The organism is Bradyrhizobium sp. 157 (genome assembly GCF_023073815.1).
Lineage (GTDB): Bacteria > Pseudomonadota > Alphaproteobacteria > Rhizobiales > Xanthobacteraceae > Bradyrhizobium.
Map to the genome: position 1 here is coordinate 19217 of NZ_JADPKF010000081.1, position 15180 is coordinate 34396.

General features: G+C 62.4%; 11 protein-coding genes. 7 read left to right on the forward strand and 4 right to left on the reverse strand.

Annotation, left to right across the window (positions count from 1 at the left end; genetic code table 11):
* Positions 1-44 precede the first annotated feature (44 nt).
* On the forward strand, positions 45-197 hold the full coding sequence (locus IVA95_RS21610; protein ID WP_247512306.1) for a hypothetical protein: 153 nt from the start codon (positions 45-47) through the stop codon (positions 195-197).
* Between the two features lie 786 nt (positions 198-983).
* Here IVA95_RS21610 and IVA95_RS21615 read toward each other — a convergent pair.
* Entirely contained in the window at positions 984-1298 is a 315-nt protein-coding gene (locus IVA95_RS21615) for an EthD family reductase (RefSeq protein WP_247512307.1), read from the reverse strand.
* A 333-nt stretch (positions 1299-1631) separates the two neighbouring features.
* On the opposite strand from IVA95_RS21615, the gene IVA95_RS21620 reads away from it, so the two are divergent.
* Positions 1632-1898 (forward strand): hypothetical protein, encoded by a 267-nt coding sequence (locus tag IVA95_RS21620; RefSeq protein WP_247512308.1) that lies wholly within the window; start codon positions 1632-1634, stop codon positions 1896-1898.
* Between the two features lie 51 nt (positions 1899-1949).
* On the opposite strand, the gene IVA95_RS21625 is transcribed toward IVA95_RS21620, so the two are convergent.
* Positions 1950-3572, reverse strand: a complete 1623-nt coding sequence (locus tag IVA95_RS21625; RefSeq protein ID WP_247512309.1) for a GMC family oxidoreductase N-terminal domain-containing protein — start codon at positions 3570-3572, stop codon at positions 1950-1952.
* A gap of 180 nt (positions 3573-3752) precedes the next feature.
* On the opposite strand from IVA95_RS21625, the gene IVA95_RS21630 reads away from it, so the two are divergent.
* The gene (locus IVA95_RS21630; RefSeq protein WP_247512310.1) at positions 3753-4925 is read left to right on the forward strand and encodes a M20 aminoacylase family protein; all 1173 of its coding nucleotides are present in this window, start codon (positions 3753-3755) and stop codon (positions 4923-4925) included.
* Between the two features lie 127 nt (positions 4926-5052).
* Here the strand turns inward: IVA95_RS21630 and ppk2 are convergent, their stop codons facing one another.
* Positions 5053-5979 carry a polyphosphate kinase 2 gene (ppk2, locus tag IVA95_RS21635; RefSeq protein WP_247512311.1) on the reverse strand — a complete coding sequence of 309 codons (927 nt, stop codon included), beginning with the start codon at positions 5977-5979 and terminating at the stop codon, positions 5053-5055.
* A 441-nt stretch (positions 5980-6420) separates the two neighbouring features.
* Here ppk2 and IVA95_RS21640 point away from each other — a divergent pair, with 441 nt between their 5' ends.
* Complete coding sequence (locus tag IVA95_RS21640; RefSeq protein ID WP_247512312.1) at positions 6421-6891, forward strand: VOC family protein; 471 nt, start codon at positions 6421-6423, stop codon at positions 6889-6891.
* Between the two features lie 289 nt (positions 6892-7180).
* On the opposite strand, the gene IVA95_RS21645 is transcribed toward IVA95_RS21640, so the two are convergent.
* Positions 7181-8629, reverse strand: a complete 1449-nt coding sequence (locus IVA95_RS21645; RefSeq protein ID WP_247512313.1) for a UdgX family uracil-DNA binding protein — start codon at positions 8627-8629, stop codon at positions 7181-7183.
* Positions 8630-8977: 348 nt separating this feature from the next.
* On the opposite strand from IVA95_RS21645, the gene IVA95_RS21650 reads away from it, so the two are divergent.
* From IVA95_RS21650 to IVA95_RS21660, 3 genes are all read left to right on the forward strand, one after another.
* On the forward strand, positions 8978-9808 hold the full coding sequence (locus IVA95_RS21650; RefSeq protein WP_247512314.1) for a DNA repair protein: 831 nt from the start codon (positions 8978-8980) through the stop codon (positions 9806-9808).
* A gap of 286 nt (positions 9809-10094) precedes the next feature.
* The gene (locus IVA95_RS21655; RefSeq protein WP_247512315.1) at positions 10095-11588 is read left to right on the forward strand and encodes a DNA polymerase Y family protein; all 1494 of its coding nucleotides are present in this window, start codon (positions 10095-10097) and stop codon (positions 11586-11588) included.
* Positions 11585-15151 carry an error-prone DNA polymerase gene (locus IVA95_RS21660; RefSeq protein ID WP_247512316.1) on the forward strand — a complete coding sequence of 1189 codons (3567 nt, stop codon included), beginning with the start codon at positions 11585-11587 and terminating at the stop codon, positions 15149-15151. Before IVA95_RS21655 ends, IVA95_RS21660 begins: the two co-directional genes overlap by 4 nt.
* Positions 15152-15180 lie beyond the last annotated feature (29 nt).

Genomic DNA, 15180 nt, shown 5'->3' on the forward strand with positions numbered 1-15180 from the left:
GATACGCTGCGTGGCTTGCGGCCCCTGACAGCACGAGGAAGCCCATGGACGCCCAGCGAATTGCCGTCGATGCCCTTGTGACGCTGACTGATTGCGACCGCGAGGCGGCCGCCGCCTTCATCCGCAAATTCTATCTGGCCGGCGTGCGCGACCCGAAGCGATTGACCTTCAAGGGACTGCAGGCGCTGCGGAGCTGACGGCGCCAACGCTGTCATACCCCGCGCATGCGGGGTATCCAGTACGCTGCGGCCTATCGGTTCGATCACTGACGTCTCTGGAATACTGGGTCCCACCCGCCTTCGCGGGTGACGACGACGGAATATGAAGTGACGTTCTCGCGACGCATGGCGTCCGAGCTTTGCATCTTTTCGCCCTTCCGAAACATAGAGGGCGCAGGGAAGACCGGGTGCGCGCCGCACCCGCGGTCTCGTGTGCAAAGTGCGCAAAAGAACACGCACACGAGCATACAGGTACAGCGGGAGCATCCCGGCCTTCCCTGCGCAATGGCTTTACGGCTTACTTCGAGCTCTCCCCGGTGAACGGCTCTATTGCCACCGTCGCCTCCGAGAAGCTTCGCTTCTCTCGGACTTAATGCCAGCACCGCGACATCAGGACCACACGACTTCGCCGTACGCGTCGGGCGCCACCGTCTTGTGCGCCATCAGCGTCCATCGCATCTCGCCGCGCGTTCGTGACGTGGCCAACGCCCCTCATCTGCCGTGAGACGGGCGGAGTTATGCCGATGATTTGCTTTGAAAGTTAAGCGGAATATTTTTGCGCGAAGGGCTGGACAGGTTTTGACTGATTTGCCCGTCGTGCCAGTTTGTCGCAGTCCGCTCATGAAGTTGCGCTTGTGCGCAAAGCAAATCAGCCCGGAACCCCTTGTATGACTGATTAGCGAAGCGTTGTCCGTCTTAGCGCAAAGATGGGCGGGTTACGATGTCGCTAACCCGCCCTACATCGCGAACGAAAAGCCTACGCCATCAACCTACGACGACTTCGCTGATCTGGATGACCGGAGACTGGTCGGTATAGTTCGGGATGTCTGCCATGATCTCCTTAGCATGGGGTCCGAAACCGGCCTGGAACGCCTCGATCGAGTCGCAGAAGATGTGACACATGCCGACATAAGTCGCTGGCGCGCCCGGCGCGCCGCCCGCCAGGCCTTTGTCAACCGTGTAGGACCTGCATGCGTCCCCCATGCGCGCCTTCACGAGCGGCATATGCTTGTCGCGGTAGTAATCGTGATCGAAGCGCCCACCGGGCGTGTTGGGATACATTACACTTACTTTGATCATGGACGTGCCCTCCGATCCGACGTTTGCCGTTATTCTCCGGCAATAGCCGGAATCTGTGTCAGTTTTGCGGATCTTGCAACTGGAAGACGGTGGTCTTTCGCATCATCCTCCCGCCGCTGCGCTCCTCCGCTGATATTCGAGTAGGGGCAGGCCGGCCCAACCCCAATTTGTCGGTATCAACTTCCTCGATGATGATTCCGCGCGCGTTCACGCCATCGCGCGCTTTCAAGCACGGCTTTTCAAATCGCGGTGAGAGCCGTCGCACGGCTATCCGCTTTTGCGGTGCGATACCCAATTGGGTGGAGTGATTTCACGACAAAGAGGATATCACCAATGACCAAGTCTATCCCAACACTCGCCGCCGCGTTTCTGATGACCGCGATCGCAACGCCCGTGTTCGCGCAAGCCGCGATCCAGGAGCCGGGCGCCTTTTCGTTCTACTATCCCAATGCCGATGTGCTCGGCGGCCGGCCGGCATACCGGTCGTTCGATCAATCGAACGCCTATTACAATTCCAATGCGTATTACAACGAGGCTGCGCCCGCGCCGCGACTGCGGCAGAGGCCGGTCACGCCGAGGAATCATCGCAGGGCGCAGTAGCGTGAGCGTGTAGCCTGGACGATCCGTTAGGCGCGCTGCTTCGTTACGCAGCTACTTGCGCCCATCCTCCAGGATCATGGTCGCACCTTTTTCCGCGATCATCGCCGTCGGCGTGTTGGTGTTGCCCGACGTGATCGTCGGCATCACCGATGCGTCGGCGACGCGCAAGCCCGCAAGCCCAAAGAAGCGCAGCCGCTCGTCGACCACCGCCATCGGGTCGCTCGCGGTGCCCATCTTCGCGGTGCCGACGGGATGGAAGATCGTGGTGCCGATATCGCCGGCGGCCTTTGCCAATGATTCATCGTCATCGCCGACGCCGGGGCCGGGCAGGTATTCGACCGGGCGATATCGCTCGAGCCGCTTCTGCTTCATTAGCCGGCGCGTGGTTCTGATAGCATCGGCTGCGACCTGGCGGTCGTCGTCGGTCGAGAGATAATTCGGCGCGATCGACGGCGCTTCGTCAGGCTTTGCCGAGCGGATGCGCACGGTGCCGCGCGAGGTCGGCTGCAGATTGCAGGCGCTCACCGTGATGGCGGGGAAGCGGTGCAGGGGATCGCCGAACTTGTCGAGCGACAGCGGCTGCACGTGAAACTGGATGTTGGCGCGGGCGCGGCGCGGATCTGAGCGCGTGAAGATGCCGAGTTGCGAGGGCGCCATCGTCAGCGGCCCGCGGCGGCGGAAGGCATAGTCGAGCCCCATCATCCCGCGCCGGACCAACGACCAGTAGGTCTCGTTCAGCGTGCGGACGCCCTCGACCTTGTAGATCGCGCGCTGCTGCAGATGGTCCTGCAGATTGCGGCCGACACCCGGTCTGTCGAGCACAACATCGATGCCGAGCGGCGACAGCCAGTCGGCGGGTCCGATGCCAGAGCGGTGCAGCACCTGGGTCGAGCCGATCGATCCCGCGCACAACACGACCTCGCCTTTGGTGCGGGCCTCGATCACCTCATTGCCCTGGATAAAGCGCACACCGACGGCGCGGCCGTTCTCGATGATGAGCCGGTCGACCAGCACGTGCTTTTCCAGCCGCAGATTGGCGCGGTTGAGCACCGGCTTGAGAAAACCGCGCGCGGACGACCAGCGCCGGCCGCGCTTCTGGTTGACGTGGAAATAGCTCACGCCCTCATTGTCGCCGGTGTTGAAATCCGCAATGCGCTTGATGCCCATTTCCTCGGCAGCGTCGCCGACCGCGTCGAGAACCTCCCATGACAGCCGCGGCGCCTCGATCCGCCAGCCGCCGCCAATGCCGTGATGTTCGCTTTCACCGAGGAAATGATCCTCCAGTCGCTTGAACAGCGGCTTTACGTCGTCGTAGGCCCAGCCGGTGAGGCCGAGCTGGCGCCAGTGATCGTAATCGGCTGATTGGCCCCGCATCGAGATCATCGCATTGATGGCGGAGCAGCCGCCGATCACCTTGCCGCGGGGATAGGCGAGGGAGCGGCCGTTCAGGCCGGGCTCCGGCTCGGTTTTGAACATCCAGTCGGAGCGGGGATTGCCTATCGCAAAGAGATAGCCGACGGGGATGTGAAACCAGATCCAGTTGTCGTTGCCGCCGGCCTCCAGGATCAGCACGCGTTTTTTGGGATCGGCCGACAGGCGGTTGGCCATGATGCAGCCGGCGGTACCGGCACCCACCACGATATAATCGAAATCGACTTCAAGCCTTTTCGGCATGCTCAGTTTCCGCCCATCACGCGCCCTCCATGCCTAATAGTCAGACGTGGACGGCTGGTACAAGTCCCGGCCATGGCGCCCCGGGAATGGGCGGCGTCCCCAGCGTCCCCAGCTGTTGGGTGGACCACCCCTTGCATGCTACAGAGGTCTGACGTTCCAATCTGAGGTTCGAGAAATCCCATGCCCATCGTCAACCGCGTCGCCGATCTGCAACCCGATATTCAGGCCTGGCGCCGCGATATCCATCAAAATCCCGAATTGCTGTACGACGTCCACCGCACTGCAGCATTCGTGGCAGACCGCCTGCGCGAATTCGGCTGCGACGAGGTGGCGACAGGCCTTGGCCGCACCGGCGTCGTCGGCGTCATCAAGGGCAAGCAGCCCGGCAGGGGCGAGATCAGGGTGATCGGGCTTCGCGCCGACATGGATGCACTGCCGATCGAAGAGGCAACCAACCTCCCTCATGCTTCCAAGAAGCCGGGCCTGATGCACGCCTGCGGCCATGACGGTCACACTGCGATGCTTTTGGGGGCAGCGCGATATCTCGCCGAGACCAGGAATTTTGCCGGCGAGGCGGTCGTGATTTTTCAGCCGGCCGAGGAGGGCGGGGCAGGCGCCGCCGCCATGATCCAGGACGGGCTGATGGACCGGTTCGGCATCGAGCAGGTCTACGGCATGCACAACGGCCCGGGCATCCCGGTCGGCTCGTTCGCCATCCGGCCTGGTCCGATGATGGCCGCGACCGACTCGATCGATATCAGGATCGAGGGACTCGGCGGCCATGCCGCGCGCCCGAACAAGTGCATTGATTCTGTGCTCGTCGGCTCTCAGCTTATTACCGCGCTACAGTCGATCGTGTCGCGGACCATCGATCCCCTGGAATCCGCGGTGATCTCGATCTGCGAGTTCCATGCCGGCAATGCGCGGAATGTGATCCCGCAGACCGCGGAACTCAGGGGCACCGTGCGGACACTAACGCCGGAAGTGCGCGAAACGGTCGAGAAGCGGGTCCGCGAGGTGTGTGAGGGCGTAGCCAGGATGACCGGCGCGAAGATCGATCTCACTTACGAGCGCGGCTATCCCGTGACTCAAAACCATGCCGAGCAAACCGAATTCGCCATGCAGGTGGCCAAGGAAGTGGCTGGCGCCCAGAACGTTCACGATATGCCGCCGCTGATGGGCGCGGAAGATTTTTCCTACATGCTGGAGGCGCGGCCGGGCGCGTTCATCTTCTGCGGCAACGGCGACAGCGCCGGGCTCCACCACCCCGCCTATGATTTCAACGACGAGGCGATCGTGTATGGCACCTCGTACTGGATCAAGCTGGTCGAGAACAAGCTGGCGGCGTCGTAAGGGCGTACGTCACTTCAACTTCGATCGCACATGAAGTGCGAGGTTACATGAGGGAAGGCCTGTATCTCCAATACAGGCCTTCATTATTTGCCGCTCGTCTCGACTGAGCACAGTCTTGGTCCCGCGCTCAATAGCGCGACGGTACGTACATTTCGGGTGGAATCGGCCCGCGGCTATATTCCGGGTTGCGAACCCGCGGCGGCAGTACCACCGGCTCGCGCTTGATTTCCTGGTAGGGAATTTGTTCGAGCAGATGCGCGATGCAGTTCAGCCGTGCCTTTTTCTTGTCGTCGGCCTCGACGAGGTACCAGGGAGCTTCCGGAATGTGGGTACGCTCCAGCATCGCCTCCTTGGCCTTGGTGTATTGCTCCCAGCGGCTGCGCGATTCCACATCCATCGGGCTGAGCTTCCACTGCTTGAGCGGATCGTGGATCCGCATCATAAAGCGCAAATACTGCTCTTCATCGGTGATGGAAAACCAGTACTTGATGAGGGTGATTCCGGAGCGCACGAGCATCCGCTCGAATTCCGGCACCGACCGGAAGAATTCTTCGACGTCATCTTCGGTGCAGAAGCCCATCACGCGCTCGACGCCGGCGCGGTTGTACCAGCTACGGTCAAACAGCACGATTTCACCGCCCGCCGGTAAATGCGAAACGTAACGCTGGAAGTACCATTGGGTGCGCTCACGCTCGTTTGGCGCCGGCAGCGCCGCGACGCGGCAGACTCGAGGATTGAGCCTCTGGGTGATGCGCTTGATGACGCCGCCCTTGCCGGCGGAATCGCGCCCCTCGAAAAGCACCACCACCTTGAGCTGGTGGTGCTGCACCCAGGTCTGCAATTTTACCAGTTCACCCTGCAGTCGGAATAATTCCTTGAAGTACACGCGCCGATCGATCGTCTCTTCTGCCGTATGGTCGGCAAATTCATTGGTCAGCGCATCAAGGCGATCGTCGTCGATCTCAAGTTCCAGTTCCTCATCGAAACTGTCCAGCATTTCCGCCCGAATCGGGTCGTGGATGGGCTTGGTGCCATTCGGGGGCCTTTTGGTCATGGCGGGTTCCGGGTGCAGAGCTGTTGCGAGCTGTGTGAATGTCGATGTCCTGCCGTATCATCCGTCAGGTACTTTGCGGAAAGCAGAAGGCCGCAGTTTGGTTCCGGTCTCCCGCTATCCGTCGAGGCCTGCCACGGCAGCGTCCCGACCGCATCGCCGATAACGTCAGAGCAGGTTCGAGAACAGTACGTAGAATTCGCCGACAGCAGATCGGGCCGGCAGCATCAGCACCCATGCCATCAGGAGATTGCGAACCGTTAATGACAGTCGGGCTCTCCCGGCCGCGTACAGCCAGGGATGCGCGCTGTCCAGGCCAGACCTGGTTCAAGGAAATTCCACAATATTTTTAACCGCCCCTGTCGGAACGCCGCTCCCTCCATCCGTCCTTGTCGCAGGAGCAGCCGCGCGCCGGCTGGTGTCTGATGGAGAAAGGCAGCATCGATGAAGGTTACACAGCATCTCTGGTTCGAGAAGGACATGGAGGCCGCGATTGGCTTCTACACTTCGCTGGTTCCTGGCTCTGCGGTCCATTGGACCTCGACCGTGCCTGCCGACACTCCGAGCGGACCTGCGGGCAGCGTCAAGATCACAGCCTTCAGCCTGGGCGACCAGCGCTATATGGCGATCGAGGCGGGTCCCCTCGACCCGTTCAACCACAGTTTTTCGATTATGGTCGAATGCGACACGCAGGCCGAGATCGACCATTTGTGGGATGCCTTGAGGGAAGGCGGTAAGATCGAGCAATGCGGCTGGCTGCAAGACCGTTGGGGCCTGTCCTGGCAGATTGCGCCCAAACGGCTCGGCGAATTGATGAATGATCCCGACCCCGCAAAAGCCAAGCGCGTTACGGAAGCCATGCTGAAGATGGTCAAGTTCGATATTGCAGAACTGGAGGCCGCGGCGAGAGGCTAGAAGCGCTCGATCTATACCGCTGGAAGGTCCGCATCGGTAGAACGCCGAGCGGTCCCATTTGCGTACAACGCAAGGCGCTGGAGGAAGTGGGTCGCGCGCTGCGCGGCGCCGGGGCTGGAGGTAGGGAACCGCGCAGCGCGTCGACCATGTGGGGCATCGTAGCGTGAGCAGACGTCCCACATTCCCTTGAGAATGCGATTGTGTCTTCTATCAATTAATGGTTGTAAGCGGGATTGTCAATTTTCCCGTTATATTTCACCAGAAATTGCGGCTGTCGGACTGGCGGAATTCAGGCCGCATGTGCCGATTTTCGCAGCACGTCGGCGGCGATTTTGAGGTCCTGGACGAAGCGCCGGTATTCGCGCGCTTTGGCATCGGCGTCCGGCAACCGCAGCAGATAGGACGGGTGTACCGTCACCAGCGCCCTGGTGCCGTCGGCGAGATCAATCGCGCGGCCGCGGTTCTTGTTGATCGGCGTAATTTTCCCGAACACGCTTTGCGCTGCGGTTGCGCCCATTGCCACCACCAGATCGGGTTTGATCGCGGCCAGCTCGCGTTCGTACCATTGCCGGCATGCCTTGATTTCCGGGGTGTTCGGCTTCTGGTGCAGGCGGATCTTTCCGCGCGGGACGAACTTGAAATGCTTCACCGCATTGGTGACGTAAACCGTGCGGCGATCGATGCCGGCTTCTTCCAGCGCGCGGTCGAGCATTTGCCCCGCGGGCCCCACGAACGGCTTTCCGGCGAGATCTTCCTTGTCGCCGGGCTGTTCGCCGACCAGCATGATCCGCGCGGTTTGGCGGCCTTCGCCGAACACGGTCTGGGTGGCATTCTTGTAAAGATGACAGGCGCGGCAATCGGCGGCTTCTTCGCGCAGCGTCTCGATATCATCGGCGTGTTTGCGGGGCATTTCGCTTGCCTTATGGCTGGCTTTCGGCAGTTCCGGTCGCTTCTGCGGCTCGGTCGCGGCATTCGCGATCATCGCGTTTGCGCTGTGTCCGGCGCTTTCGATCAGGGGTTTAATCGATGAAGCCTCCGGCAGGTTCCGCCAGTAGTTCCGGGACGTCTCCTTTTGCATGGTCTGCACTTTCAGCCGGGCGGGATTGAAAATGCTGGCGTAATAGCGCCGCCAGGTTTCCTCCAGCCGGTCCGCGCCAGGGGCTTCGCTTCTGCTGACGCCCGGCGTGAACGAGACAACGAGGCCGTCCCAATGCGCGCAGAGATCAGGCGTCAGGATCGACCACGGCATGTCGGCGAAGCGGCGCGCGAAGAACGGGGCGGCCAGTTCGACGATGTGGTGCTCCGGCTCGAACCAGGCGACGAAGTGCGAGTTCTGCTCGCGGCCTATTTCGCGGAAGCGGACAAGGACATGCATCTTGTGCTCGTCGCGGCGCACGGCCTTGGCCATCGCGGTGATCTCAGCCACGTCAGGATCGGTCGCGAGTTCAAGCAGATCGTGATGCGTTCGCAACCGCCATAGCAGGCGATAGAGCAGGGCGAAGCGCTCGGGGGTGCGGTGCAGGATGGTAGCCTCCGCCAGTTCGACGAATCTGGCCGGCACGTTGAAGGTGCCCTGTGGCGGCTCGAGCGGCGGCGCGATCGGCTCGAACAGTTCGGGCGCATCGTCAGCCACGCGCCAGCTCACGTCGGACGGTTTCACGTCATTCAGCGCCAGCGCGCGGGCCGCTTTACGCCAGCCATCGAAATCGGTTTGGCTATCGAGGGTGATGTTGCGCATGTCACACTCTCCGTTCTCGTCATGCCCGGGCTTGACCCGGGCATCCACGTCTTTCCTTTCGTCGGCGACTAAGACGTGGCCGGGACCCGTCTCCGCCAAGGCTTCGCCGGGCCACAAGCTCACTCGGCCGCCGAAGCTTTAGCGAAGGCGGCAAGCCCGGCCATGACGGTCTTCAAAATCCAGCCATTTGAATCCCTTTGATTCCGCTCATGAATTGGCAAAGCGTCGATCTCGATTGACTCTGCCGACGCTGTTAGCTTTATATTAGAACATATCATGAACAAATGAGCCAGCCGCGCGTTCACTCGGGAAGAAGCGGTAAAGGCCAATTTTCTGAAGGAACGGCGGATGAGCACCGCACGCACAAGCACGCTTGCGAGTTTGCGCGGAAGCATCGAGCGCCTGGAGGCGCATGGCGATGCGCATGACCTCAATAAGATTGCGCTTGGCCATAAGGCGGCGGATGCCGTGCTGCAGGGTGGGCTTGCGCTCGCAACGGTGCATGAAGTGTTCGCCGAGGGACACCAGAGCGCATCAGCAACCGGCTTCATCGCAGGGCTGGCGGGAAGGGTATCGCCACGCCGGCCGCTGGTCTGGGTACGGCAGGATTTTTCGGAAATTGAAGCGGGCGCGCTGTCGATGAGCGGGCTGTGCGAATTGGGTCTCGATCCGCGGCTGCTCGTCACCGTGCGCGCCATCGACACCGACGCCGCGCTGCGGACCACCGCCGACGCGCTGGCCTGCGACGCGCTCGGTGCCGTCGTGCTGGAAGTCTGGGGACAGGCGCGTCAGCTCGATCTCGTCGCCAGCCGCAAGCTCACGCTGGCCGCAGCAGCCTCGGGCGTCACCGCATTGCTGCTGCGGGTGGCGGCGGAGCCGCGCCCCTCGACCGCGGAGACCCGATGGATCGTGCGCGCGGCGCATTCGCCGCCGGGCGCGTCTTCAATACCTGCGGCGCCTTTAATGCCTGCGGCGCCTTGGAGCGCCTGGGGCGCGCCGGTATTCGACGCGCAGCTCGTTCGTAACCGTCATGGCCCGGTCGGCCGCTGGATCATGGAATGGAATTGTGATGAGTGCCTATTCAGTGAACCGTCGGCGTATCCTCAGCCTCTGGCTGCCACGCCTGCCCATCGACCGCATCAAGCGCAAGCTTTCGCCGGCCAGCGCCGCGCAAGCTGAAAATTGCAAAGCGGTTTCGAGCGATGCTGTCTGCGACACGGGCAGTGCGCTCCCTCCCCCCTTGCGGGGGAGGGCTGGGGAGAGGGGTAAGCCACAAGCACCGCCGTTGCCGCCATCCCTCTCCCTAACCTCGAGAGCGAGCTTCGCTCGCCTCGGACCCCGCAAGGGGGGAGGGAACGACAGCAGTGCCCGGGTTGATATCTCTAACAACACGACCGGTGCGCTCCCTCTCCCGCTTGCGGGGGAGGGTTGGGGTGAGGGTGTCGCCGCGAGTCCCACTATCGAGATGACGCAAATCTTCCCCTCCGTCGTCGTCGCCAAGCAGCACAATGCCATCCTGATCCATTCCCTCGACGAGGTCGCCGTCCAGGCCGGCCTCTCGATCGGCCTACCGCTCGCCAATGCCCGCGCGATCTGCCCCGAGCTGACGGTGTACGACGCGGATGAAGTCGCCGACCGCAAGACGCTCGAAGACATCGCCGACTGGTGCGACCGCTTCACCCCACTGGTAGCGCTCGATCTGCCGTATGGGCTCTATCTCGACATCACCGGCTGCGCCCATCTGTTCGGCGGCGAGCGTGCGTTGCTGCAGATCGTCAACGGCGCGCTGAGCCGCCGCGGCTTTGCCATCAGCGCCGCAATCGCCTCCACCGCGATCTGCGCCCGCACGCTGACGCGCCACGCCTCCGGAAAGATCGTTGCCGATGGCGAGGAGGCCGAAGCCGTCAGTCCGTTGCCGGTATCTGCGCTCGGCGCCGGTGATGCCATCACCGCCGGCCTGCGCCGCGCCGGGCTAAAGACCATCGGCGACGTCGCCTCGCGCGGGCGCCACGAAATCACGGCGCGGTTCGGTGCGTCTTTTACGGCGCTGTTGCAGCAGGCACTCGGGCAGGGCGATGCGCCGATCAGCCCGCGAAAACCGCTGCCGGATTACATCGTGGAGAAACGCTTTCCCGATCCGGTCGCCACCGATACCGTGATCGCGATGAACCTGTCCGCGCTCGCCGCGATGCTGGTTACGGCGATGGACAAGCAGGGCAAGGGCGCGCGGCGACTGGAAGCGAGCTTCTTCCGCACCGATGGCGCGGTGCGGACGATTCCCGTAGACACCGGGCGTCCGGTGACGAAGCCAGAAGTGATCGACCGCCTGTTCCGCGAGCGGCTCGATGCGCTCAACGATCCCCTCGACCCCGGTTTCGGTTTCGATCTCATCCGCCTTTCCGCCAGCCGCACCGAAATCGTGGTGCAGCAGCAGCGCGATCTCGATGCCAACGTTCATGACAATGACGAACTGTCCGCGCTGATCGACCGCATCGCTGCGCGCATCGGCGGAAAACGCGTGGTCGTGCATCTGCCGGAGGATACGCATATTCCCGAACGCGCGGTGCTGTCCGTGCCAGCGCAGCATCATCTGGCGGCAGCCGCCCAGGCCGCCTGGCCGGAGCGCATCGAGGGCGAGCCGCCGCTGCGCCCGTTGCGGCTGTTCGAAAAGCCAGAGCCGATAAAAGTGCCGTTCGCAACCGTGCCCGACGGCCCGCCGCATCAATTCACCTGGCGGCGCGTCACGCACGCGGTGGTGCGGGTGGAGGGGCCCGAACGCATCGCGATGGAATGGTGGAAGCCGGGCGGCAATGGCCCGACGCGGGATTATTTCCGCATCGAGGATGAAGCGGGACTTCGTTTCTGGATTTTTCGCGATGGGCTCTATGAGAGCGAACCGGCGGACGAGGGAGACGAACCCGCTCCTATCAGATGGTTCGTGCATGGATTGTTCGCATGAAAAATCCTGTGCCCAATTATGCCGAAATCGGCATCACCACCAATTTCTCGTTCCTGCGCGGCGGCTCGGACCCGCGCGCCTATGTCCATCAGGCGAGCGAGCTTGGTATTCCCGTGATCGGCATCGCCGACCACAACACGCTGGCCGGCGTGGTGCGCGCCTGGAGCGAGCTCGACAATCCTGCCGTTACGCATAAGCCAAAGCTTCTGATCGGCGCGCGGCTCGTCTTCATTGACGGCACGCCTGACATTCTGGTCTATCCGCGCGACCGCGCGGCTTACGGCCGGCTCTGTCAGTTACTTACCCGCGGCAAACGCGGCGACGACATCACGCGGATCGAAAAGGGCGAATGCCACCTGAAATTCGATGACCTCCTCGATTTCGCCGAGGGCCAGCTTCTGGTGCTGGCGCTGCCGCATCGCTTTGACGTGGCGAGCGCGCAGGCAACCCTGGAGCGCCTGAAGAACTCTGATGCCGATGGCGTGTGGCTTGCCGCGAGCCTGCTCTACCGCGGCGACGACAAACGCCGCCTCGCGAGGCTGCATCGTTTGGCGCTTGCCGCAAAAGTCCCGCTGCTGGCGACCAACGAGGTGCTCTACCACCATCCCGCCCGCCGACCGCTGCAGGACGTGCTGACCTGTATCAGAGAAAAGACCACGATCGACGCGATCGGCAGGCGGCTCGAAGCCAATGCCGAACGCTATCTCAAGCCTGCGCACGAAATGGCGCGGCTGTTTCGCGATCTGCCCGAGGCGATCGCGGAAACCATGCGCTTTGCCAAGCGCATTTCGTTTTCGCTCGACCAGCTCAAATACCAGTACCCGGATGAACCAGTGCCGCCGGGAAAGACTGCGCAACAGCATCTGGAAGACCTGACCTGGGCCGGTGTCGACAAATATTTCGGCGGGGTGATCGACGAGAAGCTGCGCGCCACTTTGCGCAAAGAGCTCGACCTGATCGCCGAGCTGAAATACGCGCATTATTTTCTCACCGTGCACGATATCGTCCGCTACGCGCGCAGCCAGAATATCCTGTGCCAGGGCCGGGGATCGGCGGCCAACTCCGCCGTCTGCTACGTGCTCGGCATCACCTCGGTCGATCCGACCAAGGTCGATCTATTGTTCGAGCGTTTCATCTCCAAGGAGCGGCTGGAGCCGCCCGACATCGACGTCGATTTCGAGCATTCGCGGCGCGAGGAGGTGATGCAATATGTCTACCGCCGCTACGGCCGTCACCGCGCCGCGATCATTGCGACAGTCATCCACTACCGCCCGCGCAGCGCGATCCGCGACGTCGGCAAGGCGCTGGGGTTGACCGAGGACGTCACCGCAGCGCTTGCTGATACCGTGTGGGGAAGCTGGGGCAAGGGCCTCAATGAGATGCAGGTCCGGCAGGCCGGGCTGGACCCCCAAAATGCGATGGTCGAACTCGCGGTTGCGCTGGCCTCCGAGCTGATCGAATTCCCCCGCCATCTGTCGCAGCATGTCGGCGGCTACGTGCTGACGCAGGATAGGCTCGACACCTATGTGCCAATCGGCAATGCGGCGATGGACGACCGCACCTTCATCGAATGGGACAAGGACGACGTCGACGCGCTTCATATGATGAAGGTCGACGTGCTGGCGCTGGGCATGCTGACCTGCATCCGCAAGAGCTTTGATCTGATCGCGGAGCATAAGGGTGAGCGCTGGGAGCTGGCGACGATTCCCCAAGACGAGAAGCCGGTCTACGACATGCTGTGCCGGGGTGAATCGCTCGGTGTCTTTCAGGTCGAAAGTCGGGCGCAGATGAACATGCTGCCGCGGTTGAAACCGCGGACGTTCTACGATCTCGTCATCGAAGTCGCGATCGTCCGTCCGGGTCCGATCCAGGGTGACATGGTGCATCCCTATCTAAAGCGCCGAAAAATGAAGCCAGAGGATATCCAGTATCCTTATCCAAAAGGCGGCAACAAGGATGAATTGCGCAACGTTCTGCACAAGACCCTCGGCGTGCCGCTGTTCCAGGAACAGGCGATGCGTATCGCGATCGAGGCCGCGGAATTCACCTCGGAAGAAGCCAATGGATTACGTCGCGCCATGGCGACGTTCCGCAACGTCGGCACCATCGGAAAATTCGAATCCAAGTTGATCGGCAACATGGTCCGGCGCGGCTACGATCTCGAATTCGCCAAAAATTGCTTTGAGCAGATCAAGGGCTTCGGCTCTTACGGCTTTCCGGAAAGCCATGCCGCAAGCTTCGCGCAACTCGTCTATGTCTCGTCATGGCTGAAGCATCACCATCCCGATGCCTTCTGCTGCGGATTATTGAATTCGCAGCCGATGGGCTTTTACGCCCCCGCCCAGATCGTCGGTGACGCCCGCAAGAACGGCGTCGAGGTCCGCGAGATCGACGTGTCCTACAGTTTTGCGCAGAACACACTGGAGCAGGGGCAGGGCAAGTACTGCGCAGTGCGCTTGGGCTTCCGCCAGATCGACGGCTTCCACTGGCTCGATGAGGACGAGGAGCGGTTGAAGCGAATGCAGCCGTCGTTCCGGGATACGTTAAAGGTAGAATCCGATTTGGCGAGCCGCAAAGGAACTGTGCTCCCTCTCCCGCTTGCGGGGGAGGGTCGGGGTGGGGGTGCCTCCACGAGTCACACTGCCCGTGTGGAGAGAGCTTCCCCCACCCGGATCGCATCATTCGATGCGATCCGACCTCAGAGCGAGCTCCGCTCGTCTCGACCCCCGCAAGCGGGAGAGGTGACTACCGACTGGGCCGACCGCATCGTCGCCGCCCGCCGACGCCGGCCCTTCACTTCGCTGGAGGAATTCGCCCGCGACACCGGCCTGCCGAAACGCGCGCTGATCCTTCTCGCCGATGCCGATGCCTTCCGCTCTCTCGGCCTCGATCGCCGCGCAGCACTCTGGGCGGTGCGGCGGCTGCCGGACGACGTGCCGCTGCCGTTGTTTCAGGCCGCGGTCGCCCGCGAGCAGCCCGACGAGAATGCCAAGCCGTTGCCGGAGATGCCGCTGCAGGAGCAGGTGGTCGCCGACTATCAGACCGTTCGGCTGTCGCTGAAGGGCCACCCGATGGAATTTTTACGCGAGATGTTCACGAAAGAGCGCGTCGTTCCCTGCAAGGATGTCAACCACAAAAACGACCGCCGCCGTATCCGCTGCGCCGGCGTGGTGCTGGTACGGCAGCGGCCGGGTAGCGCCAAGGGCGTCGTCTTCATGACGCTGGAGGACGAGACCGGCATCGCCAACATCGTGGTGTGGCCCAAGGTCATGGAGCAGTACCGGAAAGAGGTGATGGGCGCGCGCCTGATCCTGGTCGAGGGCTATATCCAGAGCAGCCCGGAGCAGGTGACGCATCTGGTGGCGCAGCGGATGTTCGATCGCTCCCACGATTTGATCGGCCTCGCCAATGATGCGTTAAGCCGCAAGCATCCGGTGCCCGCAGGGCCCGCGCTGGTCGAACCGCTCAACGACGACCGCCGCGAGCATCCGGATAATCCCGCGCAAAAAATCCGCCATCCGCGCGACGTCCGCATCTTGCCGCCGTCCCGGGATTTCCACTGAGCAGCGTCATTCCGGGGCGCGTCTTAGCG